This window comes from Phycisphaerales bacterium, assembly GCA_035627955.1.
In the GTDB taxonomy this organism is placed as follows: Bacteria; Planctomycetota; Phycisphaerae; order Phycisphaerales; family UBA1924; genus JAEYTB01.
In genome coordinates, this window is record DASPKU010000004.1 from 1 (window position 1) to 24,613 (window position 24,613).

General features: G+C 68.4%; 21 protein-coding genes and 1 tRNA gene. 14 read left to right on the plus strand and 8 right to left on the minus strand.

The genetic code is table 11. The features are described from left to right. Positions 1 to 1,042: hypothetical protein (locus VD997_03720; protein HYE61082.1), on the plus strand; the 1,042-nt coding region annotated here is incomplete at its 5' end. A gap of 62 nt (positions 1,043 to 1,104) precedes the next feature. Continuing rightward, entirely contained in the window at positions 1,105 to 1,611 is a 507-nt protein-coding gene (locus tag VD997_03725; protein HYE61083.1) for a DUF5335 family protein, read from the plus strand. A 59-nt stretch (positions 1,612 to 1,670) separates the two neighbouring features. Here VD997_03725 and VD997_03730 read toward each other — a convergent pair whose 3' ends face one another. Then, on the minus strand, positions 1,671 to 2,867 hold the full coding sequence (locus VD997_03730; GenBank protein HYE61084.1) for an SDR family oxidoreductase: 1,197 nt from the start codon (positions 2,865 to 2,867) through the stop codon (positions 1,671 to 1,673). A 111-nt stretch (positions 2,868 to 2,978) separates the two neighbouring features. Here VD997_03730 and sppA point away from each other — a divergent pair, with 111 nt between their 5' ends. Further along, the gene (gene sppA / locus VD997_03735) at positions 2,979 to 3,992 is read left to right on the plus strand and encodes a signal peptide peptidase SppA (protein HYE61085.1); all 1,014 of its coding nucleotides are present in this window, start codon (positions 2,979 to 2,981) and stop codon (positions 3,990 to 3,992) included. 309 nt (positions 3,993 to 4,301) lie between these two features. Here sppA and VD997_03740 read toward each other — a convergent pair whose 3' ends face one another. Both VD997_03740 and sucC read right to left on the minus strand, forming a co-directional pair. Next, positions 4,302 to 5,789 (minus strand): NAD(P)/FAD-dependent oxidoreductase, encoded by a 1,488-nt coding sequence (locus VD997_03740; protein ID HYE61086.1) that lies wholly within the window; start codon positions 5,787 to 5,789, stop codon positions 4,302 to 4,304. A gap of 121 nt (positions 5,790 to 5,910) precedes the next feature. Next, complete coding sequence (gene sucC, locus VD997_03745; GenBank protein ID HYE61087.1) at positions 5,911 to 7,161, minus strand: ADP-forming succinate--CoA ligase subunit beta; 1,251 nt, start codon at positions 7,159 to 7,161, stop codon at positions 5,911 to 5,913. A gap of 193 nt (positions 7,162 to 7,354) precedes the next feature. Between sucC and VD997_03750 the strand changes: the two genes are divergently transcribed. From VD997_03750 to VD997_03770, 5 genes are all read left to right on the plus strand, one after another. Further along, entirely contained in the window at positions 7,355 to 8,416 is a 1,062-nt protein-coding gene (locus VD997_03750) for a hypothetical protein (protein ID HYE61088.1), read from the plus strand. A 129-nt stretch (positions 8,417 to 8,545) separates the two neighbouring features. Continuing rightward, a complete protein-coding gene (locus VD997_03755; GenBank protein HYE61089.1) occupies positions 8,546 to 9,700 on the plus strand; it encodes a hypothetical protein in 1,155 nt (384 codons plus the stop codon). Positions 9,701 to 9,746: 46 nt separating this feature from the next. After that, a complete protein-coding gene (locus tag VD997_03760; GenBank protein ID HYE61090.1) occupies positions 9,747 to 10,337 on the plus strand; it encodes a sigma-70 family RNA polymerase sigma factor in 591 nt (196 codons plus the stop codon). Beyond that, positions 10,334 to 11,362: a hypothetical protein gene (locus VD997_03765; GenBank protein HYE61091.1), complete on the plus strand. Its 1,029-nt coding sequence runs from the start codon at positions 10,334 to 10,336 to the stop codon at positions 11,360 to 11,362. The genes VD997_03760 and VD997_03765 overlap by 4 nt, the downstream gene beginning before the upstream one ends. A 58-nt stretch (positions 11,363 to 11,420) precedes the next feature. After that, a complete protein-coding gene (locus VD997_03770) occupies positions 11,421 to 12,572 on the plus strand; it encodes a VCBS repeat-containing protein (GenBank protein HYE61092.1) in 1,152 nt (383 codons plus the stop codon). Positions 12,573 to 12,643: 71 nt separating this feature from the next. On the opposite strand, the gene VD997_03775 is transcribed toward VD997_03770, so the two are convergent. The 3 genes from VD997_03775 to VD997_03785 all read right to left on the minus strand — a co-directional run bounded on the left by VD997_03775 (position 12,644) and on the right by VD997_03785 (position 14,555). Further along, positions 12,644 to 13,321, minus strand: coding sequence for a hypothetical protein (locus tag VD997_03775; protein ID HYE61093.1), 678 nt, complete (start codon positions 13,319 to 13,321; stop codon positions 12,644 to 12,646). Positions 13,322 to 13,527: 206 nt separating this feature from the next. Beyond that, on the minus strand, positions 13,528 to 14,115 hold the full coding sequence (locus VD997_03780) for a hypothetical protein (protein ID HYE61094.1): 588 nt from the start codon (positions 14,113 to 14,115) through the stop codon (positions 13,528 to 13,530). Beyond that, positions 14,112 to 14,555: a hypothetical protein gene (locus VD997_03785; protein ID HYE61095.1), complete on the minus strand. Its 444-nt coding sequence runs from the start codon at positions 14,553 to 14,555 to the stop codon at positions 14,112 to 14,114. Before VD997_03785 ends, VD997_03780 begins: the two co-directional genes overlap by 4 nt. Before the next feature lie 1,197 nt (positions 14,556 to 15,752). Between VD997_03785 and atpD the strand changes: the two genes are divergently transcribed. From atpD to VD997_03815, 6 genes are all read left to right on the plus strand, one after another. Continuing rightward, positions 15,753 to 17,192 (plus strand): F0F1 ATP synthase subunit beta, encoded by a 1,440-nt coding sequence (gene atpD, locus VD997_03790; protein ID HYE61096.1) that lies wholly within the window; start codon positions 15,753 to 15,755, stop codon positions 17,190 to 17,192. 121 nt (positions 17,193 to 17,313) lie between these two features. Beyond that, entirely contained in the window at positions 17,314 to 18,072 is a 759-nt protein-coding gene (locus VD997_03795; GenBank protein ID HYE61097.1) for a sterol desaturase family protein, read from the plus strand. Continuing rightward, positions 18,069 to 18,563 (plus strand): hypothetical protein, encoded by a 495-nt coding sequence (locus tag VD997_03800; protein ID HYE61098.1) that lies wholly within the window; start codon positions 18,069 to 18,071, stop codon positions 18,561 to 18,563. Before VD997_03795 ends, VD997_03800 begins: the two co-directional genes overlap by 4 nt. After that, the gene (locus tag VD997_03805; GenBank protein HYE61099.1) at positions 18,560 to 19,828 is read left to right on the plus strand and encodes a DCC1-like thiol-disulfide oxidoreductase family protein; all 1,269 of its coding nucleotides are present in this window, start codon (positions 18,560 to 18,562) and stop codon (positions 19,826 to 19,828) included. The genes VD997_03800 and VD997_03805 overlap by 4 nt, the downstream gene beginning before the upstream one ends. A 47-nt stretch (positions 19,829 to 19,875) precedes the next feature. Beyond that, positions 19,876 to 20,694 carry a hypothetical protein gene (locus tag VD997_03810; GenBank protein HYE61100.1) on the plus strand — a complete coding sequence of 273 codons (819 nt, stop codon included), beginning with the start codon at positions 19,876 to 19,878 and terminating at the stop codon, positions 20,692 to 20,694. A gap of 61 nt (positions 20,695 to 20,755) precedes the next feature. Then, a complete protein-coding gene (locus tag VD997_03815; protein ID HYE61101.1) occupies positions 20,756 to 23,194 on the plus strand; it encodes a hypothetical protein in 2,439 nt (812 codons plus the stop codon). 38 nt (positions 23,195 to 23,232) lie between these two features. Here VD997_03815 and VD997_03820 read toward each other — a convergent pair. Together VD997_03820 and VD997_03825 are read right to left on the minus strand one after the other, a co-directional pair. Next, positions 23,233 to 23,320 (minus strand) — tRNA-Ser (locus VD997_03820). Positions 23,321 to 23,397: 77 nt separating this feature from the next. Continuing rightward, positions 23,398 to 24,594 (minus strand): hypothetical protein, encoded by a 1,197-nt coding sequence (locus VD997_03825; GenBank protein ID HYE61102.1) that lies wholly within the window; start codon positions 24,592 to 24,594, stop codon positions 23,398 to 23,400. Between the last annotated feature and the right edge of the window lie 19 nt (positions 24,595 to 24,613).

Below are 24,613 nucleotides of genomic sequence, written 5' to 3' on the forward strand. Positions count from 1 at the left end.
CCGCTCGCAGGACCCCCTTACGGCCGTGCGCCTCATGCCCGGCCCCGAGCCCCTCCGCCGCCTCGTCCGCGCCGCCAGCAAGCGCGGCGCAAGCCAGGGCGATTCCGCCGCCGCCAACTCCGCCATCGACGCCTTCGAGGAGCTCATCCGCACGCACTTCGGCGACCGCAGCCTCCTCGACGCCATGCTCTCCGCCTGGGTCCCCGAGGCCCGCCGCGAGTTCGAGCTCCGCCGAAAACAGGCCGCGTTCAAAGCCATGAGCCAGCTCAAGGGCGCGCAAGCCGACGTCCTCGGCGCCACCGTCCTCCTCGCCCCATCAACCGACGGCGAGCACATCGACGTCGTCTGGCTCAACCAGCTCCACGGCCTGCACCGCGTCCGACCCGGCGTCACCGTCAAGCTCTCCAGCCGCCGTCTCACGAAGGGCCCCACCGCCCGCCAGCCCTTCACCCTCGCCGGCCAGCCCATCACCCACGACACCAGCCCGCTCGTCGAGCCCTTCTGCTCCTCACCGCTCCCGCGCCTCGACGTCCGCCAGGTCGGCGAGACCGTCTTCTACCTCCTGGGCGAAGAGGACCTCGGCGGCGACTCCGCTGTCGACCTCGTCTTCGCCGAAGTGAACCGCGACGAGCTCAACCGCTACATCCCCCGCGGCACCAGCCGCAAGTCCTACTTCTTCGCCGAGGTCACCACCCCTGCCCAGCTCCTCCAGTTCGACCTGCTGGTGCACGAGGACCTCTACAGAGGCCAGGAACCCCAGCTCCGCCTCTACGACGCCAGCTTCGAAGGCGTCGCCAACCCCAACGACCCCACGCGCGACATCGACCAGATCGACATGATGGAGTCCATCACCGCGCTCGGCAAAGGCCCCCGCGGCTTCCGCTCCGCCGAAATCAGCCGGTACGGCGAGCTCGTCGCCCATGTGCTCGACCGCGCCAACTTCGACGGCGAACGCATGCGCGGCTACCGCTGCCGCATCGACTACCCGCTCTACGGCTCCCAGGTCATGATGGTCTTCGACGCCGTCGAACGCCCCGCCTGACGCCCCCCACAGCTTGTTTTCAGGTCCGTGTGCCACGCTCCCTCATCAGAGAAGGAGCAGGCATGACCAACACCCTCACCCACGATATCCCCCGCGCCATATGGGGCCCCTACTTCGACGGCCTCTCCCGCATGTACCAGGGCTGGCGAGTCACTGTCGAGGTCCTCAGCTCGGACATGGGCGACCAGCCCGTCGCCGAGGGCGCCCGCCTCTACGCCATCACCCTCGAGCCCCGCGGCGACGAACCCCCCGCCGTGCTCATCCAGACCGGCGACGACCTCGAAGGCGTCCACGACCACTACGCCGACGCCCCTATCGCCGTGCGCGAAGTAAACACCCAGCCCGGCTACGAGGCCGACGTGCAGATCGAATCCCTCGGCGGCGTCACCACGCTCCTCCGCATCCAACGGCGCGCCGAACTCCCACCCGCGCGCACTCCATCACGCCTCCCCACCGCGCGCGCCGCCAGCCTCCCAGTGGCCGGCGCCGTCCTCGGCCTCGCCTTCGCCGGCCTCGCCGTCTGGCTCGTCATGCAACTACTGAGACCGACCGAGCGTCGCGCGATGTAGCTGATAGGTCCTATGAGTCCTATTAGTCCTATGAGTCCTATCTGACCTACTCCTCTCCCCTACCGCTTGAACGGCCGCGCACTCACCCACTCCTCAAACGCCGCACGCGCGCTCGGCGCCTTCTTCGCCGCCGTGCGGATCCCCCGCGCGACCGGCTGACCGGCCCTGTTGTACGTCTTCGCCACCCGCGTGAACGCCCGCGGCACGCCCCGCCGCAGGTCCGGCGTGCGCAGCGTCCTGCCCCGCATCGGCCCCCGCCCCGTCGCCCCGAACACGACCGCCGTCACCGCCAGCGCCGCCCCCAGCACCGCCACGCTTGCCATCAACGGGTGCAGCCGCATCGCCGTATAAAGGCTCGACTCCGACACGTGCCCCGGGTACTCGCCCCGCTCCTCCAGGTCGCGCCCGCTCGGCTCGTGCAGGCTGTCCTGATCGCCGCGATTTGGTTCGCTCCTCTTCTGCCCCTGGAAGAACATCCCCTCCATCACCTTGTCCGTCAGGCGCGGGGCCACCGCCCCGATCGTCGACAGGATCTTCCCCCCCGCCCCCACCGTCACGTCCCTTTGCGGGTTCTCGCAGCAGTACAGGATCGTCCGCGCCACCACCTCGGGCGCATACACCGGCGCCGGGTTCTTGGGCTCGCTGTCCATGTAGTTCTTCGCGTGCTTGGTGTACGGCGTATCGATCGCGCTCGGCTTGATCAGCGTCACGCTGACCGGCGAGCCCTCCTCCTCCAGCTCCATCCGCAGCGCATCGGTGAATCCCTTCACCGCGTGCTTGCTCGCGCTGTACATCCCCTGCAGCGGGATCGCCCGATCACTCAGCACGCTCCCGATGTTGATGATCGCCCCGCCCCGCTGCTTCAGGAGCTTGGCCGCCGTGAGCGACCCGTACACCAGCCCCCAGAAGTTCGTCTCAAATAGCCGCCGGTGGTCCTCCGCCGGCACATCCTCCAGCCTCCCATACACGCTCACGCCCGCGTTGTTGATCCACGTGTCAAACCCGCCGTACGCCTCCGTCGCGGTTGCCGCGATCCGCTCCACCTCGTGCTCGTTCGCCACGTCCGCCAGCACGCACACCGCGTCCGTCCCGCTCGACGCGAGCTCATCCTGCAGCTCCCGCAGCGCCTGCTCGTTCCGCGCCGCGATCACGAGCTTGGCCCCCTTCTTCGCCGCCAGCCGCGCCGTCACCAGGCCGATGCCGCTGGTGCCGCCGGTAATCACGATGACCTGCTGATCGAGCTTCTTGAGCTTCATGGCAACTCCGTGTGGGTGTAGTCCGACCCATACATCGTGCCACCGAGATGCCTTCATCTCGGCGTCTTCACCATCTGCCGCCCCACTCTCACGCGGTTTACACTTCGCCCCATGAGAACCGCTCACGCCGCGTTCGTGCTGCTCCTAACCACCCTCGCATCCACGCTGCTCACCGCCTGCTCGCCCCGGGTGGAGATCGGCATCGGCGAGTTCCCCGAGCGAAACCTCAAGCCCGCCACCGTCCTCGCCGACCAGAACGCCGGCTCCCTCCGCGTCGCCATGATCGACGTCAAGGGCCTCATCATGGACGCCGACAAGCCCTCGCTCCTGGGCGCCGGCGCCAACCCCGTCGACCGCTTCACCGTCCGCCTCGCCATGGCCGAGAACGACCCCAGCGTCCGCGCCATCGTCGTCCGCATCAGCTCCCCCGGCGGCACCGTCACCGGCAGCGACATCATGTACCACGAGCTGCGCCGCTTCGCGGAGTCCAGCCGCAAACCCGTCGTCGCCTCTATGGGCGAGATCGCCACCAGCGGCGGCTACTACCTCGCCCTCGCCGCCGACCACATCGTCGCCGAGCCCACCACCATTACCGGCTCCATCGGCGTCATCATGCCAACCTTCAACTTCAGCGAAGGCATGCGGAAGATCGGCATCTCCTCGCGCTCCGTGAAGAGCGCCGCCAACAAGGACATCGCCAACCCCTTCGAGGCCCCGCGCGAGGGCCACTTCGCCATCCTCCAGGGCCTCGTCGACGAGTACTACGCCCGCTTCCGCTCGCTCGTCCTCGCCCGCCGCAAGATCGACCCCGCCAAGGTCGACACCGTCGCCGACGGCCGCGTCTTCTCCGGCGCCCAGGCCCTCGAGCTCGGCCTCATCGACGAGCTCGGCGGCGTCCGCGAGGCCTTCGCCGCCGCCAAAAAACTCGCCGGCCTCTCCCGCGCCACCCTCGTCAAGTACTCCGACGAAAACTACCCCGCCCGAACCCCCTGGGCCGTCGCCCCCACGACCGAGCCCGCCAAGTCAACCCTCTCCCTCCGCATGGACCTGAACAACCCGTTGGCCGACCTCACCACCCAAGAGACCGCCGGCGTCTACTACCTCTGGTACCCCGGCATGGAATAGGCCCGCGCGAAACCGAGGCTGGCTGGTTCAGGAAGCCCTCTGTTTCGCGGCGGACGGTGCCTTCCCTCTTCGCGGCAGAGCCGCGCACGGTCTTAGCCGGGGGCGGCGCTTCGACGCCCCCGGTACCAGTCACACCCCAATCGCCGCCCCAGCGGGGCGGGTGAATCACACCGATGCACCACGCCAGCGCCCGCCCTTGACACTCAATGGCTGCGTCTGCAGGCTTCCCACATCCCACATCCCACATCCCACATCTCTCCTCCTCTCCTCCACTCCTCCACTCCTCCACTCCTCCACTCCTCCACCCCCTCACCCCACCCCCACCCCACTCCTCCCCGCAATCCGCCGCGCCACCGCCGCCCCCGAGCTCAACCCACCCTCCATGTACCCGCAGAACCGGTAGCACGCGTGCTCGCCCACAAAGTGCAGCCGCCCGAGTCCCTCGTGCAGCACCGGCCCATTCCGCGTCACCTCGCCCGGCGACGGGAACGAGTACCCCGCCCCCGTCCACTCGTCGCGAGGCCAATCCATGTGCGCCTCGCGCATGAACTGCCCCTCGAACCCAGGGTGCAACGCCTCCATCTGCATGCGCCGATCGGTCCCGCTTCTCTTCCCCAGCATCGGATCAGCCAACCGCGGCTCTGAGTCCCTCGCCCCACTGAACCCCACCAGCACCGCCGGCCCCGGCCCGCGCTGACCATCCGTCCCATCCCACGTCTCGTTGATCGGACCATCGCTGAACGCATCCGGCGATCGCCGCGCCTCTTCCCAGAACCGCGACTTCACGGCCGCGAGGTACTTGCTCGCCTCGCCCATCTGCGGCGACAACTGCCACGGCAGCTTCGGCCTCATCGCAATCTTCTGCCACACCGAAGGCGGCACCGCCAGCACCACCTCATCACACTCCAGCACCGACCCGTCCGCCAGCGTCACGCGGCCAACCGCCTCCTCCGTATCGATCTCCGCCACCGGCGTTCCCAGCAGCACCCGCGACTTCCCCACCTCCCGCGCCAGCGCCAACGCCAGCCGCTGATTGCCCCCCTCGCACCGGTGCGTCTCGCTGTGCGTCCAGTACCGCTCGAGCCCGCCGCCCTTGATGCACGCCAGCATCCCCAGCAGACTCTGCCGCGCCGTCGGCACCGCGTTGTCCGCAGCCAGCTGCACACCCGCCGCGTACAGCGCCAGCTCATCACCCTTGATCCGCGACAGCCGCTGCGCCACCGACACCATGTCGATCTCGGGCCCCATCTCCCACGGCCTCTCCGCGTCCACCCCCGCCGCCTCCCGCGTCAGCTCCGCGAAAATCGGCTCCATCCCCTTGTACAGATCCCGCGCCTCACCATCCGACAGCGCCCGGCCCCGCAGGTGGATCGGCCCCGGGTCCTCGCTCTCCGTCACATCCAGCAGCTTCAGCCCAAACCGCCGCGCGTACTGCTGCCATGTCGGATGATTGCTCCCAATCAGCTCGCCCCCGCCCTCGACGTTCCGCCCCGCCGCGAACTCATTCCCGTTCTTCGCGTTGAACGACAGCACCCGCCCGCCCACCCGCTTGCGGGCCTCGACCACCACCACATCACACCCCGCGCACCGCAGCTCGTACGCGCACGCAAGCCCCCCAAACCCCGCCCCCACAACGACCACCCGCGGCCCCTGCGCCCGGCCTCTCGGCTGACTGCGACAACTGATCAGCAGCGAAGCCGACGCGGCTAAAGCCGCGCCGATCACCTCGCGCCGCGAGAGCCGATGGTCGCCGTCAGAAAAACGCTGGTGCAGCTGCGCGTAAAGCGACCTCGCCATGCACGCAGACTAACGAATCTATCCATTGAATGCTCACTGACAGCGCGCACCCTCCGCGCCCCCTGCGAGCTCTGCGTTCAGATCTCTTCTTTCAGGACGAGGAACGAGCACCCGGATCGACTCACGCCACCGCCGCCACAACCTTCCGCGCAGCGTCCGTCAGGTCCGTCGCCGCCTGCATCGTGGGGATGTCCGCGCGCGCCGACGACAGCAGCTGCCGCCCCGCCTCCACGTTCGTTCCTTCCAGCCTCACCACCAGCGGCACCTTGAACCCCACGCTCCCGTCCGGGTTCTTGAACTTCCGCGCCGCGTTGATGATCCCCTGCGCGATCACGTCGCACCGCATGATGCCGCCGAAGATGTTGACCAGCACCCCCTTCACCTTGGGGTCGCTCAGGATGATGTTGAACGCCTCGGTCACCGCCTCTTCGCTCGCCCCGCCGCCGACGTCCAGGAAGTTCGCGGGCTCGATGTTCTTGCTCGCTCCCTCGAGCTTCACGATGTCCATCGTCGCCATCGCCAGCCCGGCGCCGTTCACCAGGCACCCGATGTTCCCGTCCAGCGCGATGTAGGTCAGCCCAAACTTCTTCGCCTTCAGCTCCGCCGGGTTCTCCTCCGTCGGGTCCTCCAGCGCCTGGATGTCCGTGTGCCGGAACAGCCCGTTCTCATCGAACGAGAACTTGGCGTCGATCGCCACCACCTGCCCCGGCGTGCTGCCGTTGCTCGCCGTGATGATCAGCGGGTTGATCTCCGCCAGCGTGCAGTCCTTCTCGATGTACAGCCGCGCCAGGTTCTGCATGATCGCCGCCGCCTGGTTCACGTGCTTCCCCGTGAACCCCAGCGCAAACGCGATCTTCCGCGCCTGGAAACCCTGCAACCCCAGCAGCGGGTGCAGCGGCTCCTTGATGATCGCGTCGGGCCGGTCATGCGCGACCTGCTCGATCTCCACCCCGCCCTCGCGGCTCGCAATCAGAATGTTCCGGCGCGTCGTGCGGTCCGTCGTGATCGCGAGGTAGAACTCCTCATTGCCCCCGCCCTTTCGCTGTGCAATGTCCACGCCGTTGGCGATCAGCAGCTTCGTGACCTCCAGCCCCTCCGGCGGCGTCTGCGGGCTCACCATCCGGTTCGTGAACATGAACCGCGCGGCCGCCGTCGCCTCCTCCGCCGTCTTCACGAGCTTCACGAAACCGGCCTTGCCGCGCCCGCCCGCGTGCACCTGCGCCTTCACCACCGCCAGCGGCGAGGCCTGCCCCGCCGTCACGCTCTTGAACGCGCCTGCCGCTTCCTCGATGGAGCCGATCGCCTGCCCCGCGGGCACCGGGATGTTGTACTGACGAAGGAGGTCGCGGGCCTGGTATTCGTGGATCTTCATGAGCACTCCTCAGCCGCCGTTCAGGCGTGGGGGCCATGGTAGCGGCGTCCCGCGCGGGGTGGCGACACCGCTCGCCTGGGGGCTCCGGTGAATCGAGGCTCATCGTCCATCTGCCCCACTTGGTGCGCGGTGGGCGTACACCCGCCGCGCCTGTACGGTGCATGGAGGAACACCCAGGAAAGGAGTCCCAGACATGACCACGCGCACCCTCACCAGCCTCGCCGGCCTCGCGGCGATCGCCCTCACAACCGCATCCTTCGCGCAGACGACAACCTCGCCGCGCACCAGCCCCAGCACCCCACAACGCACCACCCCCGGTACCAACCAGAACACAGGCACCAACCAGAACACCGGTGCCAACCAGAACACAGGCACGAACCAGAACCAGAACACCGGTACGAATCAGAATACTGGCAACAACCAGAACACCGGTACGAACCAGAATCAGAACACCGGCACGAACCAGAACCAGAACAACCCCAATATCCCGCCCACCTTCAACGACCCCAGCGTGCAGCCCGTCCTCCCGCCCAACGGCACGCAGAACAACCAGGGCATCATCGAGACGCCCATCATCCCCGGCGGCAACCTGAACAACAGCAACAACCGCGTCTTCTCGGTTGACCCCGCGATGGAGCAGCGCTTCCAGCAGCTCCAGCTCCGCCTCGCGCGCCTCGAAGCGCAGCTCCAGCAGAACAACGACCAGATCCTCCAGCAGCTCGGCCAGGCCCGTCAGCTCGCCGACAGCAACACCCGCTTCGACCGCCTCGCCACCGTCGTGCAGAACGCGCTCCTTCAGAACCGCATCCTCCTCCAGTACCTCGTCGAGATCCGCACCTCCCTCACCGGCCAGGTGAACACCGACGGGTTCGACGACCGCTTCGATGGCAACAACAACGTCTTCGGCAACAACAATCAGAACAACAACCAGGGCAACAACAACACCGGTCCCGGCCTCAGCCCCGACGGCACCGTCAGCGGCCAGCCCGGCGCGACGCCCTCCGGCCCCGGCACGCGCACCGTCCCCGGCTCCCTCCAGGGCCCGACAACAACCTCGCCGCGCCGCCAGGACAACACTCCGAGCTCCTCGCCCGGCCGGCCCAACGCCCCCGTGACCCCCAGCCCCGGCAGCGGCAACGGCCAGCCGACCACCACCCCCGGCACCACCACGCCCTCAACCGCGCCGGCGACCGGCACCACGCCGACCACTTCGCCCAACACCTCCCCCAACACCAGCCCCACCACGCCGCGGTAACTCACGCGTGAACGCAGGATCCCCGGGGCGGGCCACGCAGGCCCGCCCTTTTTTTTCGTGCGCGCCCTTCGTTCGCGCTGCTAACACCCCCGCACCCCCGCGCGTCTCCTCTACACAAAGGAGGCCGCCATGCCCATCACACTCTCCGCCATCGCGATCGCCACCCTGCTCTCCGCCACCACCCCGACCGAGCCGCGCAGCTTTACCGTGCACGAGTGGGGCACGTTCACCAGCTTCTCCGGGCCCGTCGCCCAGAACGTCCCGCACAACCTCCGCATCGCCGACGACCTGCCGCCCTTCGTGCAGGCCCGCTTCGTCGGCGACCGCTGGTTCCCCGCCGACACCCCTGACTTCATCAAGAACGCCCTCCGCTGCACCCACCGCATGGAGACGCCGGTCATCTACTTCCACTCCAAGTCGCCCCTCGAACTCTCCGTGCAAGTGAACATGCCCAAGGGCCTGATCACCGAGGTCTACCCGCCCGTCTCCGCCAGCACCCCCGCCAAGCTCGAGTCCCCCACCATCCCCGCCGAGGGCTCCTCCATCCGCTGGGAACGCGTCAAGGTCGTCCCCGAGGCCTGCTGCGACTCCCTTTCCCTCCCCGACGCCGGCGCCTCCCACTACGCCCACGCCCGCAAGACCAAGGGCGACACCGTGCACGTCACCCACGACGGCAAGGAGCACGCCGAACGCTTCCTCTTCTACCGCGGCGTCGGCAACCTCGACCTCGGCCTCACCGCCGCCCCCCTCGGCGCCGACCAGTTCAAGCTCACCACGCCCAACGCCAAGCCCATCACCCACGCCTTCACGCTCGAGCGCCTCAATGGCAAGCTCCGCTTCTCCGAGCACCGTGCCGTCAGCAACAGTTCCGTCCTCACCCTCGGCAACGACAACACCACCGACTCGCAGCTCGAGTCCGCCATGACCTCCGCCCTCACCAGCGCCGGCCTCCTCCCCGACGAGGCCGCGGCCATGGTCTCCACCTGGAAGCACCACTGGTTCGGTGAAGAAGGCACCCGCGTTCTCGTCCTCCTGCCCCAGCAAGTGATCGACCAGCACCTCCCCCTCACCATCTCCCCCACGCCGGACAAGGTCACGCGCGTCTTCGTCTCCCGCCTCGAGGTCCTCACCCCAGAGCGTCTCTCCACCATCCGCGACCTCCTCCGCAACGCCGAGCAGACCGACTTCGACAAGCTCCGCCTCGAGAACGAGCTCAAGAAGCTCGGCCGCTTCCGCGACGCCGCGGCCCAGATGGCCCGCGACGCCCTCGACGACGGCTGCTGAGCCCCGCCTGTAGGATGCACGCTCAAGGAGCACCCCACTGCTGCGGCTGACCTCGGACACCCCACTCGCACCCGAGCCCGGCGACGACCTCGTCGCCGCGGCCGCGCGCGGGGACCGCGCCGCCTGGTCCGACCTCTACCGCTGGTACGCCCCCATCATCCACTCGCTCCTACTCATGACCGTCGCGCGGCGTGAGGCCGACGAGCTCACCCAGGAAGTCTTCCTCAAAGCCCTCCCGCGCCTCAAGGACCTCCGCGACACCCGCGCCCTGGGCGCCTGGCTCTGCCAGATGGCCCGCAACGAGGCCAACACCTGGGGCCGCAAGCAGAAGACCGCCCAGGCACACAACAAGTCCGTTGCTGTGAAACTGGCCGACGCCGCACCCTCGAACACACCGCATGCCACGCCCGACCCGAAGCTGGACCCAGACCACGTGCTCCACCATCTGCGACAGCTCCCCGACGCGTACCGCGAGACGCTCGCGCTGCGGCTCATCGCCGGCCTCACCGGCCCGCAGATCGCCGCCGCCACCGGCATGACCCACGCTTCCGTCCGCGTCAACCTCTGCCGCGGCATGTCGATGCTCCGCGCCGCGCTCGGCCTCGCCGCCGAAGCCGCCAAGGAGGGCACGCCGTGAGCGACGAACGCCGCGACAACTCGCCCCTGCTGCCCGACGAGCAGTACCTCTGGGACGGCACCGGCACGCCCGACCCCACGACCGCGCGCGTCGAAGAGTCCCTCGCCTCCCTCCGCTACCGGGGCGAGCTCCGCGCACCCTCGCGTGCGTGGTCCGCCCGCTCGCTCCGCCCGCTCCTCGTCGCCGCGGCAGTGCTCCTCGTCAGCTTCACCAGCTACGTCCTGGTCACCACCCACCCCAAGAAGCTCCCGCCACCCGCGCCCACCACCACCTGGGCGATCGCCTCGACGACCGGCAACGTGCAGGTGGGCGAGCCGCGCCCGCTCAAGTCCACCGCCACGCTCCGCGCGATCACCGTCGGCGAAGGCGGGCGCGTCTCCCTTACCGCCGGCCCCAGCTCCAGCGTGCAGGTCGAGGGCAACGCCACGCTCGAGATCGGCGAGGGCCCGGACCAGTTCCCCTGGCTCACCCTCACCCGCGGCAACATCATGGCCCAGGTCGGCTCCGCCGATCAGCCGCTCATGGTCGGCGTCCACGCCAACCCGATCACCCTTAAGCCCGGCACCGCAGCCTCGATCACCACCACCCCCGACGCCACGCAGATCATCTGCAAGGTCGGCGAAGCCCACATCCAGTGGCCAAAGCGCGAGACCCGCGTGCTCGGCCCCGCCACCTGCGAGATCGACGCCCGCTCGGGCCCCTCGCTGCCGCTCAGCGTCCTCGCCTCCAAGGAAGCCTGCGGCGCCGTCGAAGCCCTCGACGACGGCGTCCGCTTCATGATCAAGGACCCCAAGTACGGCGAGGACATGCTGCTCAAGTACCTCGACCAGAGCAAGCCCGCCGACGCCCCCACGCTGTGGAACCTCCTCCACCGCGTCCCGCCCGACTACCGGCGCGAGGTCCGCAACGCCCTCGCCCGCCACATCGGCCCCACCAAGGTCGACCCCGACCTCATCCTCAAGCTCGACCCCGCGGCCATGGACGCCTGGTGGCACGCCGCGGTGGACGCATCGACGCGGAACTGAGCGAACATCGATAACACCCGCGAGCGCTCGCGCGTCCAGCATGCAAAGGAGTACCCGCATGCTGACCTCACTGGTCGCTCTCGCTCTTGTCGCCGCAAACCACACCAGCAAGCCGCAGTTCGTCGAAGCGCCTGGGTCGCCGTTCCCTGTCGGGCCGCAGGCGGGCCGGCTGGTCAGCGCCGACGTGAACGGTGACACCTTCAAGGACATCGTGCTCGCGTGCGGGGCGTGCTGCGGGCAGAAGCACGACGCGAACGCCGGGCACGTGGCCGTGCTGCTCAATAACGGGAAGGGCTCGTTCAGCGCCGCGGGCCACAACGTCAAGGTCGGGCCCACCGCTCTTCGCGTGGCCGTCGCCGACCTGAACGGCGACAGGCACGCCGACATTGCGTGCATCGAGCACGACACGTACAACGTCCACCTCCTGTGGGGCGACGGCAAGGGCGCGTTCACGAAGTCCGACGTCACCGTCAAGTCGCGCGACGGCACGCGCCCCCACTCGCACGACATCGTCGCGGCCGACCTCAACGCCGACGGGCGCGCCGACCTCGCTGTGACCAATGCCAATGACAACACCATCTCCGTGCTCCTGAGCAACGGCGGCGGCGCGTTCTCGCCCGCAAAGGGCTCGCCCTTTGCGGCGGGGCGCCATCCTTATGAGGGCCTCACGGCCGCGGACTTCAACGCCGACGGCAGGCCCGACCTCGCGGTGACCAACCTCCAGGGCAACGCGGTGGCCGTGCTGCACAACGACGGGCACGGCGCGTTCACCATGGCCCGCGGCTTCCCCATCACTCTCGGCGAGCGCCCCGGGTACGTCTGCGCCGGCGACCTCAACGCCGACGGGCGCGCCGACCTGCTCGTCTCGCACGATGACGTCGGCATGATCGACGTCCTCCTCGCCCAGCCCGACGGCACGCACAAGCCCGCCAAAAACTCACCGCTCACGCTTGACGTGCCCGTGTGGGGCATCGACATCGCGGACATGGACGCCGACGGCACCAACGACGCCGTACTCGCCGGCCTCCGCGGCCACATCCTCATCCTCCGCGGGAACGGCCATGGCCAGCTCGGCCCCGAGCGCGTTGAGCTGAAGGCAGGCAAGGCCCCCTGCTACGCCATCGCCGCGGACTTCAACAACGACGGGAAGATGGACGTGGCGTCGAGCAACTACAAGAGCGGGGATGTGACGGTGTGGCTGGGGAAGTGAACAACCCCGCGCTTTGGCGCGGTCGCCTTGCTATTGAGATTGGGTCGGCCGTCCCGTTGGGGTGATGAGAACTAGGGCGCGGGGAGGCCTGCGGTGGCGAGGAGGTGGGAGGCGGAGTGCTTGCGCTTGGTGCGCGCGAGGGGGAGGTCTTGGCTGTAGAAGGGTGGGGAGAGTGGGATTGAGATTGGGGGTGTAGACGGGAGGGCCGGTATGTCGGCGCGGTCGGCGAGGTCTGCTTGGCGGGGTGTCGCGGGAGCGGAGGTCTTCGCGGGTGCGGGCTGCAATGTGAGCGGTAGCGGGGCCAGCTCGCGAGGAGGAGTCGACGCGGGCTGTGGGTCGCGCGCCAAACGTTCTTCGCCACGGCGACTCTGCGACTCGGCCGTGGTCACCTCTCGGGAGGGCGTGCGGGGGCGGAAGGCGCGTCCGCTGAGGATTGCGGTGGCGCCGCGGAGGATGGCGGTGAGGATGCGGCGTTTTTCGATTGGGTTGTCGGTGGTGGCGGCGAGTTTTTCGAGGTCGTCGAGGTTGCGGGTGACGCGGGAGAGTTCGCGGTGCTCGCGGGCGATTTGTGCGAAGTGGTTGTGGGCCTCGAGCCAGGCGTGGACCGCTTCGGAGTGGGCCCACCTTGTGAGTTCATCGAGGGGCGTGCGGGTGCGGGCAGCGACTGCCGGAAGGTCGGCGTTGAGCTCCAGGAGCGCGGTCAGTAGGTGCCGCTGCGGGAGGTCTGGGAGTGGGGACGGCGCGACCATGACGAGGGGAGAATACGGGATTTGGTTGGGGTGTCAAGGGGTGTGTTTGGGATTTGCAAGGTCGTGGATGTAAGGGGTTGTGGTGGAGGGGAATAGGAGGTCATAGGAGATCAGAGGACGGCATAGGAGGCGTCGGGACTGGTTGATGTCGCGGAGATTGCGGCGGGAGACCCTCGCTTGCGCGGCGGGCTCGTGAGGCCCCATGCTCAGTGCGTCGCATGGCTCGCTAGCAACTCCTCGTCGCTCACGTGCGATGACCGAGTCACCGCGCCCGAAGTGAAGACGACTTGGGCGTGGAGCGAGCGCCAGAGCGCGACCACTTCGTGGCGGTCGAGCGGGTGGCCGTACTCAGAGAACGGCCCCTCGTAGACATGGGTCCACCTACGGCCGTCGTGTCGGTGAACCCAGATGTAGTCGGGGTCGCCCAGGCGCTCAAGCACCTCCGAAGCCTTTGAGCCCCTGGGGGCGAGACGCTGAACGGCGATCATCCGCTCAACCCACTCACGGCGGTTGGGGTCCAGTGGTTCGATGGCACGGAGGGTGTCTTCTCTGAAGCCGACGCGGTAGCCTCGGGAGAGGTAGTACAGGGACGCTGTTCTGACGGGGCCGCCGATGATGCCGAAGGGGTCGACGCCCTCGTGCACGAGGTCGGGTGGCCCGAGCTCCTTCTGTACAGCGGCCTGGTTGGCGGACCTCCGGAAGGTGTGGCCGTCGGGCGTGGTGTGGCGCAGGGCGCACGCGGTGAGCAGGAACAGGGCCGGAGCAAGAAGGAGTAATACAGCGGCACGGGTCATCGGTGGGCCTCCGCGCTTTGGTAGGGCGCGATCGTGAACGTCACCGGGTCGGTATCGGGCTCCACGGTGTGCTCGCCGACGCGCCACGGCCGGACCGTCACACACTGCCCCACCTCAAGCGGCCGCGCCGTTCTATAGACGAGCGGGAACACCGTGTAGATGCGGGCCGGCGTGCTCGTCTCAAGTGTCTTGGGCAGGAACCCGTCGCGGCTGTACTTCGACGGCGAGGAGATATCGATCGGCAGCACCTCGACGCGCGCCCCGTCGCACATCTCGAGCGTCAGCCCCTTGCCCGCCATGGCTCCCCACAGTTCGCCGTTGTAGATGTACCTCGCGACGCGGGCTTGCGAACTCACTGTGTCCCACCTGCGACTCACGTAGAGGGTGTCGACAATCAGCAGGTTCGGCTCCAGCAGCCGCACGCCGACCGGCTTCAGCACCCCGCGGGAGTTACCCGGGAGCGGCGCCCTCGCCCACGCTTCCGGTACCGTCGCTGGGTCTATCGCGTCGGGGATGTAGGGGTGACCGTAGAGCGTCGTCCCGCCACAGCCAGCGAGTGTGACACAAACCGCGGACAGCATGGCGACTAGCAATCTCATGAATGCTTCCTCCCCCAGGTTTCTCGTCGCGCTTATTGCCGCGACTCCGCCTTGCCCTTCTCAATGGCCTCGACCAGCACCTGCTAGATGTCGCCACGGTTGAAAGCGCGCGCGTGCTTGAGCGGCGTGGACGTGGACGCCACCCCGGGGCGAGGCTGGCCGGATTCTCTTCGCCCGCGGGGTCGGCTCCCGCGGCAATGAGAAGCCTCGCAACCGTCGGTCCTCGTTTGGTCTCATGCCACCAGAAACACATCAGCGGCGTCTCGCCATCCTTCGCGCGTGCATTTGGATCTGCGCCGCGTTCCAGCAACAACTTCACCACGCCAGGGTTCTCGTAGTACACGGCCCAGTGGAGCGCGGTGGCGCCGTCGAAGGGCGACCCGGGAACGGGGGCGTTGGGGTCTAGGCCGCCATCCAGCAACGCGCGGATCATCGGTTCCCCGTGAGACACAGCGTGCGGAATGACGAACGGCTTCACCTCGGCCCCGGCCTTCATCAACGCGCGCGCGGCGACAACCTTGCCGTTCTGGATCGCTAGCGTCAATGGCGCCACCGGTGCAACGGGCTTTCGTCCCGTGTAGTCACGCCGCGGAATCTGCGCCTCCTCGTTTGGGTCGGCTCCCATCGCGAGCGCCGCCTCGACGGCGCGGACATCCCCGCGATGCGCCGCACGGTGCAGCGCCCCAGCATCGCCCCAGCCAGCGCTGTAAGGGCCGCTGCATGCGGTGAGGGCGAGCAGCAACGTGGCGAGGACGACGAGGCGAACGGTGCTGCACCGGAACGGGTGGGACATCGGGTTAGCCTAGTGAACACTAACCGTGCTGTCGAGAGGGTTTCGCTCGATGGGCAGACCGCCTGGGCTATCCGAGGAGTGAAGAGGAGTCATGGCTTGGGGATCCCACCGCTGGTGGCGACGTCGTTGGCGATTGGCGACGGCACTGCGGCCCTAGCCTCCCGCCCCCAACACACCTACCCTTTGGCCCCCCACCGGACAGGCTCCGTTCGCAGGGCCATCCCAGGGGCAAAGGAACGCCCGAAATGGCCACGACCGGCACGATTACGCAGGTGATTGGTTCGACCTTCGACGCCCAGTTCCCCGAGGACCAGCTCCCGGAGATCTACAACGCCGTCGAGATCAAGGCCCAGACCAAGGTCGGCGACCTCAACCTCGTGGGCGAGGTTCAGCAGCACCTGGGCGGCGGGCGCGTCCGCCTTGTGGCCCTCGGTTCCACCGACGGCCTCCGGCGCGGCATGCCCTGCGTTGACACCGGCGGCCCCGTCTCCGTGCCCGTTGGCGAGGGCGTGCTCGGTCGCGTGTTCAACCTGCTCGGCCACCCCATCGATAAGGCCGGCCCGGTGCACGCCACCAAGACCTCGCCCATCCACAAGCAGCCGCCCGAGTTCAGCCAGCTCAACCCCAACACCGAAATCCTGCCCACGGGCATCAAGGTCATCGACCTGCTGTGCCCCTTCGTCCGCGGCGGCAAGATCGGTCTGTTCGGCGGCGCCGGCGTCGGCAAGACCGTCGTGATCCAGGAAATGATCGCCCGCGTGGCCAAGAACTTCGGTGGCTACTCGGTGTTCGCCGGCGTGGGTGAGCGCACCCGCGAGGGCAACGACCTCTGGCGCGAAATGAAGGAAGCCAGCTACACCGACCAGAACGGCAAGACCGCTCACGTGCTCGACAAGGTCGCCATGGTGTTCGGCCAGATGAACGAGCCGCCGGGCTCGCGTCTCCGCGTCGCCCTCTCGGCCCTCACCATGGCCGAGGAGTTCCGCGACGCCTCCGGTAAGGAGACGCTGATGTTCGTGGACAACGTGTTCCGCTTCACGCAGGCGGGCTCCGAGGTGTCGGCCCTCCTTGGGCGTATGCCCAGCGCCGTGGGTTACCAGCCCACGCTGTCCACGGAGATGGGGCAGCTGCAGGAGCGCATTACCTCGACCAGCAAGGGCGCTATCACCTCGGTGCAGGCCATCTACGTGCCCGCCGACGACCTGACCGACCCGGCCCCCTCCACCACCTTCGCCCACCTTGACGCGTTCATCGTGCTGGCGCGTGGTATCGCCGAGAAGGGCATCTACCCGGCCGTGGACCCGCTGGCCTCGACCAGCCGAATCCTCGACCCGCAGATCATCGGGCAGCGGCACTACGGCGTTGCGATGCGGGTGCAGCGCATCCTGCAGCGCTACAAGGACCTCCAGGACATCATCGCCATCCTCGGCGTCGACGAGCTTTCGGAAGAGGACAAGCGGACCGTGTCCCGCGCCCGCAAGATCGAGCGGTTCCTGTCGCAGCCCTTCCACGTGGCCGAGCAGTTCACCGGCTTCAAGGGCGTGGACTCCACGCTCGAGTCAACGATCGACAGCTTCGAGCGGCTGTGCAACGGCGAGGGCGACGACCTGCCCGAGTCGGCGTTCATGTACGTCGGCACGCTGGATGACGCGAAGGCCAAGGCCGCGAAGATGGCCGCGAGCTGATCCGATTCGCGGGGGTTTCGAATCGTCAACCACCACGGGCCGCGCTCCACAGGCGCGGCCCGTTTCCATTTCCCAGGACATCCCTTGACAGACTAGTATGCACTAACATACACTCCGCCACATGTTCGTCTTCATCACCGTCCTCGCGTTCGCCGTCGTGATGATCCTGGTCGAGGCGCTCCGCCCGGCCCGCAACTGGCCGAGGGTGAAGGGGTGGTGGCCACGGGCGATCTTCGTGAACCTGGTGCAGGTGGGGTTCGTGTTCATCGCGGGGCTGCTGTGGGACCGGTGGTTCAAGCAGTGGCAGCCGTGGTCGGCCGAGCCGCTGGGGCGCGTGGGGGGCGCGCTGCTGGGCTACTTCGTGATCACGTTCGTGTACTACTGGTGGCACCGGTGGCGGCACGAGGTGCCGCTGCTGTGGCGCTGGGTGCACCAGCTGCACCACAGCCCGCAGCGGATCGAGGTGATCACCAGCTTCTACAAGCACCCGATCGAGCTGTTCATCAACGGCGTGCTCTCGAGCACGATCACATACCTGGTGTGCGGACTGAACGCCGAGCAGGCCGCGGGGGCGGTGCTGCTGACAGGGCTCGCGGAGCTGTTCTACCACTGGAACGTGCGGACGCCCTACTGGCTGGGATACATCATCCAGCGGCCCGAGAGCCACTGCGTGCACCACCGGGAGGGCATCCACCACTACAACTTCTCCGACCTGCCGCTGTGGGACATGCTGTTCGGCACATTCCACAACCCGCGCGACGTGGACTTCCGCTGCGGGTTCGGCGAGCAGGAGCAGCGGCTGGGTGACATGCTGCTGGGCGTGGACGTGACCAGCGTGGGCGCGACGCAGCCGGTGCCGATGGAGGGGAGCAAGCCGTGAAGCGCGAGACCATCGCCGCGTGCGCTCTTGTGGGGCTGGGTGTCGCGCAGATGGCGGGCGACATCTTCCGTGTACCCGCGTTGAAGGGGGTGGCCGCGGCCACGGGCGCGTCGCCGGCGCCCAAGGTCTTCTCCGCGGCCAAGGGGCTGGAGACGTTCTCGACGCGATTCGCGCTGGAGTGGAACCGGGGCGACGGGACGCTGGTGACGGTGGAACTCACGCCGGAGATCTACACGAACATGCGCGGGCCGTACAACCGGCGGAACGCGTACGGTGCGGTTCTGGCGTTCGCGCCGGTGATGACCACCGAGCCGGCGCTCGAGCCGATGCTGTGGCCAATCCTGGAGTATGCGCTCGCGGGTGATGCCCCGCTGCTGAAGGAGCTTGGAATCGACGACACCGGGCGGGGCTCGCCCGTGCGCATCCGCTACACGCCGCTGCACCCGGAGCGAGTCGAGAGCCTTCCGCTGCTGCTGGAGGCTCCGCGATGAGCACCCCCACCACCGCCGCGAGGCGTCCATTGGGCGAGAACGGCTGGACCGGGGGGCAGTACAGCCTGATCCGCGCCACTGTCGGCGCGTACCTGCTTGTGCACTTCGTGCACCTGATTCCCTGGGCGGGCGAGACGTTTTCGAACGCGGGCATGCTGCCCGAGGGCGCGGCGAGCCCGCTGATGAAGCTGTTTCCCAGCGTGCTGCTGATCAATGACTCGCCGGCGTTCGTGCAGTTGCTGCTGGCCATTGCGGGCGCGGCGGCGGTGGCGTTCCTCCTGGGGTGGCGCGACCGCGTCGCGGCCATCCTCATGTGGTACGTGCTCGCGTGTCTTTTCGGGCGCAACCCGATGACCGCGAATCCCAGCCTGCCGTTCGTGGGGTGGATGCTGCTGGCGCACGCGTGCCTGCCGGTGGTGCCGTACGGCTCTCTCGTGGCCCGCGGGCGGGTGGACCCAGCGGGATCGTGGCGGTTCCCGCCGGCAATCTTCGCGGGGGCGTGGGTCCTGATGGCGCTTGGATACTCCTACAGCGGCTACACCAAGCTGATCAGCCCCTCGTGGGTCGACGGCTCCGCGCTGCACCACGTGCTGGAGAACCCGCTGGCACGCCCGACGTGGCTGCGCGAGTTCCTCCTGTCACTGCCGGCGGAGCTGCTTCAGTGGGCGACGTGGGGCGGGCTGGGACTGGAGCTTGCGTTTGCGCCGCTGGCGATCATCCGCCGCATCCGGCCGTTCATCTGGCTGGCCATGCTCATGATGCACGTGAGCCTGATGGTGCTCATCGACTTCGCGGACCTGAGCTTCGGGATGGTGCTGCTGCACCTGTTCACGTTCAACCCCGCGTGGATTCCGGCTCGACGCGGCGGGCGGCCGCTGGAGGTTTTCTTTGATGGGCACTGCGGGCTGTGCCACGGGTTCGTGCGGTTCGCGCTGGCGGAGGACCGCCGCGGTGGCCTTGTGTTCGCCCCGCTGGACGGGGAGACGTTCCGGGACCGGGTTTCATCCGCGGGTGCGACGCTCCCCGACAGTCTCACGGTCCTCGGCGATGACGGTCAGCTGCTGGCACGATCGGCGGCGGTTGGGCGAGTGCTGGGGGCGCTGGGAGGGCTGTGGCGGGTGGCTTCAGTGGTGCTCGCCGCTGTTCCGCGACCGATCGCGGACGCGGCGTACGACATTGTCGCCCGGAACCGGCGTCGGCTGGGGAGGCCGGAAGAGGCGTGCCCGCTGCTGCCGCCGGGGTTGCGGGCGCGGATGCTGCCGTGACGGGAATGGCGGCGGGTGGTCTCCTAGTTAGTAGAACGGAGCGAACCATGAGCACCGATCAACTGTCACGCCGCTCGATGCTGGCCGTGTCCTCGCTGCTGGGGCTTGCGCCGGCGGCCCTTGCGATGCAGCCCGGCTCGGGCACGAAGGGTGCGGAGCCGGCGGTGAGTTTCGAGCACTTCCCCAGGCAGAACCCGGACCTGGTTCGGGATATGGTGGGCGCGTCGCACGGCAACCTTGCACGGGTCAGGGAGCTTGTGACGCGTCATCCCACGCTGGCCAAAGGCGCGTGGGATTGGGGGTTCGGGGACTGGGAGTCTGCGCTGGGCGCGGCGTCGCACGTGGGGAACCGCGAGATCGCGATGCTGCTGATCGAGCACGGGGCGCGGCCCGACCTGTTCACGTTCGCCATGCTGGGGGACCTTGCGAGCGTGAGGGCGATGATCGAGGCTCGCCCGGGCATCCAGCGGATACCGGGGCCGCACGGGATTCCGCTGCTGGATCATGCCCGCGCGGGCGGGGACGCGGCTAAGGGCGTGTACGAGTACCTGCTGTCGCTCAAGGATGCGGGCGAAGGGCCGAAGTCCGAGCCGCTGAGCGAGGGTGAGATGCAGCGGCTCGTAGGGAGTTATGCAGGGACGGGGAGCGCGGCGGGCGTGTTGATCGAGATCAAGATCGACAAGGGCGCGCTGCACCTCCAGCGCAAGCCCCAGCCGGCGCGACGGCTGTTCCACCTTGGGAATGGCGAGTTCTACCCGACGGGCGCGCCGCAGGTGCGGATCGTGTTCGCGGCGGGGATGAACGGGCCGGGGACGCTCACGGTGCGGGATCATGACGTGGTGCTCACGGCCGTGGCATCCTCCTGATGGGGGCTGATGGGCCACAGGGCGGGTGCAAGGATGGTCGGGTTCCCGCTATCCTGCGGGCTTGACGCCCACGAACCGATTCATGCGTATCCCGGACGACACCCGCGGCAACCGGCGGGTGCTGATGTTTGTTGCCCTTGTGCTCGCGAGCATCGGCGCGTGGGCGTGGTTCGGGCCGGTGCTGCTGCGGCGGCATGTGTTCGCCGAAGTAACGGCGCCCACCGCCCGCGACTGGACGGTGGAGTGGACCCGCGCGGACGATGGCACACGGCACGGGGCGTACGTGGAGCTCGACGACCACCAGTCGCGGGTGGTGGAGATCACGGTCGAGCCGCGTGAGGATGCGCCGGACCAGCCGTATGAGTTCTGGTTGTACTCGCTCAAGACTGACGCTGACACCAAGTACAACCTGGTGAAGCTGACCGATCACGGGCGGGCGAAAGGGTGGGTGCCCAACGAGCACGGGCCGGGGATTCTGTACGTGGGACCGGGGCCGGGAACACTGCGGATTCCGGTGGACACGGGCGTGATCGCCGTCGGGTACGGGAAGACCCCGCGGACCGGGAAGGTGACGGTGCGGTTCCGCGGCGAGGTGGTGACGCTGCCCACCGGGGGCGCGGGCGGGTCGGAGATCGCTGTGATTCCGGGCGACCTGCGGCGGCCGCCGTCGGGGACGCTGACGCGCCGGCTGCCGGTGTATGACACCGGTGAGGTGACGTTTGCGTGCGCAGCGTCGCCGGGGGACACGCTTGCGATCACGCGGGCGCGGCTGACGTTTGCGGTCGCGAACCGCTGGGTGTTCAGCCGCGGGGCGACGCTGGAGCCGGTGGAGGACATCGAGCGGGTGGACGAGACGACGTGGCGCGTGACCGGGGCGCGCCCGACGGTGCGATTCATAGTCGATCACGCGGCGGGGCCGGTGGCGTTTGCGGCCGGCTCGCTGGCGATGTTCGGGGTGCTCGTTGTCGTGTGCGCGGGGCTGTACGGCGTGATCCGTTTGGTGCCGCCGGTTTTGCGGTGTCGCGGGACGCCGACGGTGGTCATCGCGCTGCTGGTGCTGACGGTGCACACGCTTGTGGCGGTGTTCGTGCCGACGCTGATCACCAGCGACGGAATGGACTACATGGACGCCGCGGACGGGCTGGCCAACGGCAAGGGGTTTGCGAACTTCCCCGACTACAAGGCGCCTGGGCTCAGCATCCTGATCGCGGCGGCGATGAAGGTGTCCAACCACTTCCTGGACACCTTCGCGTGGATGATGGCGCTGATGGCGGTGGGCACGAGCCTGATGGCGTACCACTTCGTGCGGGCGCGGGCGTCGCACGGGTGGGCGGTGGGGGCGGCGCTGGTGGTCGGTGTGCACCCTTCGCTGATCACGTACGAGGCGCACCTGCTGCGGGAACTTCCCTCGGCGGCGATCATGATGGCGGTGTCGCTGGGGATCCTCACCATCCGCGACCGGCTGGGCAAGGGGCTGGGCGTGGCGTGGGGGTGGACGTTGTCGCTGGCACTGCTGTGCGCGGCGGGGGCGGCGACCCGCGAGAACCTGCAGATCTTGGCGTTTATTGTGCCACTGGTGCTGCTGCTGCCGGGGGCGGGGACGCTGCGGCGGCGGGCGGTGCCGGCGGTCGTGGTGTGCGTGGTCTCGGCGCTGATCGTGCTGCCGGGGGTGCTCTCGATCCGCAGGGTGTACGGCAACCTGTCGCTGGTGCGGCCCAAGATCCACTACAACCGCCTGCTGGCGGCGCAGGGCAACCGGGCGCACGACGCCAACTTCGCGGAGTTCTTTACGAAAGAGCAGTGGCTCACGTTCCGCAACGAGCACCTCAAGCGGGCGCTCGTGGACAACGACCTGAGCGCGCTGCTCAACCGGTCCAAGCTGGCGACCGATGCGCGCTTCACCGGGCCCAACAAGGGCGACCAGCAGCAGAGGGCGTTCATGGAAGAGGCGACCGCGCGCGAGCCGCTGGCGTTCTACAGGGCGTCGGTGCGGGCGTTCGTCAGCCAGCTGGGGCTGTGGAACATCCAGACGGGGGCGATGAAGCCGGTAGCGCCGTCGGACGAGTACTACTCGCGGGCGCTGCGCGGGGAGCCGATCGCGGCGCCGACGAACTTCCCGAGCGACACGGTGGTGGCGGTGAACAACGCGCGTCTGAAGCCACGCAAGGATCGGCTGCTGTTCCTGGTGGCGGACAACCGGCGCGGGATCGACCACCTGGAGGACCAGCCGCTGACGCGCCTGTTCAACGAGTGGTTCTACACCTCGCGGGCCCTGCGCCCGTTCGCGGGGTGGCTGTTCCTGGTCGGCGTGGGGCTGGCGGTGTACCGGCGCGACGTATCGCTGGCGGCGGTGGGCGGGATCGTGCTGCTGTCGACGTTTGCCGCGGCGTTCGTGGTGGGGACGCCGACGGACCGCTTCGGGGTGCCGTTCATTCCGGTGATCTGGTGTGTGGCGTTGATCGCGTTGTCGCAGCTGCTGCGTCGCGGCGCGCGGCCATAGGACTCAGAGGAGCCGTATGACGCGTAGGAAGGGGAAAGCGGAGAGGGGGAGATTCGAACTCCCGATGAGGACGAGCCCCATACTGGTTTTCGAGACCAGCGCATTCAACCGCTCTGCCACCTCTCCGAGCGGAAAGTGATCGTTGGACCGCGGAGGGCGTGGGTCAACCCTTGGGGCGTGCGACCACGTGTGTTCACACGGGTTCAGGCCTGCGGGCGCTCGCTGAGCTTCCAGCGGAGCACGACCCGCGAGGACATGGGCGGGTGTGGGACGTGCAGGCGGATGCCGCGGAAGTCGGCGGGGTTCCACCGCATCCGGGCATAGACCCGCTCGGCGATCCGGTGCAACACCGGGGCGAGGGGCGTGGCGACCGCGGGCGGCGAGCCGGCCAGCTCGGAGGGCTTTTCGCTGAGCGGGAGCTGGTTGCGGATGGTCTGCTCGGTGACATCGTCGGGGCCGCCGTGGGGGAAGCCGTAGAGGAGCGCCTCGACGGTTTCGCCGATGGGGATTTCGCGGTGGTAGATGATGTCGAAGATCAGGTTCTCGGCTGGGAGCGTGATGGGCACGGCGAAGGAGCCGACGCTGTCGTCGGGGGTGCGGTACGCGGGCAGGCCGTGCATCACGTAGCCGTAGAAACAGTCGAAGACGGCGCGGTTGCCGACCTCGCCGGAGGGCAGGTAGAACTCGCGCCCGGCGGGGGTGTCCATATAGCTCAGCGGCGGCATGTTGGCGGAGCTGAACTCCTTGATGAGGAGGGGCTGGTCGCCGGGGCGCTTGGGCTCGAGCTCTTCGCGGCCACCGGAAAGCTCGCCGCCCCTGTCGTCGTGGGCCTGCGAGCGGAAGAGGCGCCACTCGACGTTGGGACGGAGGCGGCGGAAGCCGACGAGACCGGAGACGAAGGCGACGCTGTGCGTGTCGGCGCCGAGTGAAGACGGCGCGAGGAACGCGGCGGTGACGCGGGTGCGGGCCTGCACGCCCCAGACGGCGCTGTTGCCGCGGAAGGCGAGCTCGCGCCCCGTGTCGCCGGTGGACTCGCGCTCGAAGACGCCCATGCTCTCGAGGGTGAGCTCGAGGTGCTCACGGTCGCCGGCGTGGGATTCAACGACGGCGAGGAAGTGCTTCATGGCGGCGCGGACCTGCTCGACGGCGGGCTTGGGGGCGCCGGCGTTCTCGAAGGCCCCCACTGCGAGCTCCAGGCCCTGCTGGCCCGGGAGGTGGTTGAGGCTGGCGAAGGGGGAGGGGGCGTTGATGACCTTTGAGAGCTTCCAGGTCAGGTTGCGGTTGACGCCGTACTTGCGGGAGATGTCCTGGGGGGAGCCGGGGTCGGCGCCCATGGAGGCGTAGAGCTCGATGAGGGAGCGGCGGACGCCCTGGAGGGCGTTGCGGGTGTCTTCGACCAACTGAACGGGTTTTGCTAGG

Coding starts and splice junctions, on each gene's coding strand:
- VD997_03725 (HYE61083.1), top strand. CDS start 1,105: ATGACCAACACCCTCACCCACGATATCCCCCGCGCCATATGGGGCCCC.
- VD997_03730 (HYE61084.1), bottom strand. CDS start 2,867: ATGAAGCTCAAGAAGCTCGATCAGCAGGTCATCGTGATTACCGGCGGC.
- sppA (HYE61085.1), top strand. CDS start 2,979: ATGAGAACCGCTCACGCCGCGTTCGTGCTGCTCCTAACCACCCTCGCA.
- VD997_03740 (HYE61086.1), bottom strand. CDS start 5,789: ATGGCGAGGTCGCTTTACGCGCAGCTGCACCAGCGTTTTTCTGACGGC.
- sucC (HYE61087.1), bottom strand. CDS start 7,161: ATGAAGATCCACGAATACCAGGCCCGCGACCTCCTTCGTCAGTACAAC.
- VD997_03750 (HYE61088.1), top strand. CDS start 7,355: ATGACCACGCGCACCCTCACCAGCCTCGCCGGCCTCGCGGCGATCGCC.
- VD997_03755 (HYE61089.1), top strand. CDS start 8,546: ATGCCCATCACACTCTCCGCCATCGCGATCGCCACCCTGCTCTCCGCC.
- VD997_03770 (HYE61092.1), top strand. CDS start 11,421: ATGCTGACCTCACTGGTCGCTCTCGCTCTTGTCGCCGCAAACCACACC.
- VD997_03775 (HYE61093.1), bottom strand. CDS start 13,321: ATGGTCGCGCCGTCCCCACTCCCAGACCTCCCGCAGCGGCACCTACTG.
- VD997_03780 (HYE61094.1), bottom strand. CDS start 14,115: ATGACCCGTGCCGCTGTATTACTCCTTCTTGCTCCGGCCCTGTTCCTG.
- atpD (HYE61096.1), top strand. CDS start 15,753: ATGGCCACGACCGGCACGATTACGCAGGTGATTGGTTCGACCTTCGAC.
- VD997_03795 (HYE61097.1), top strand. CDS start 17,314: ATGTTCGTCTTCATCACCGTCCTCGCGTTCGCCGTCGTGATGATCCTG.
- VD997_03805 (HYE61099.1), top strand. CDS start 18,560: ATGAGCACCCCCACCACCGCCGCGAGGCGTCCATTGGGCGAGAACGGC.
- VD997_03810 (HYE61100.1), top strand. CDS start 19,876: ATGAGCACCGATCAACTGTCACGCCGCTCGATGCTGGCCGTGTCCTCG.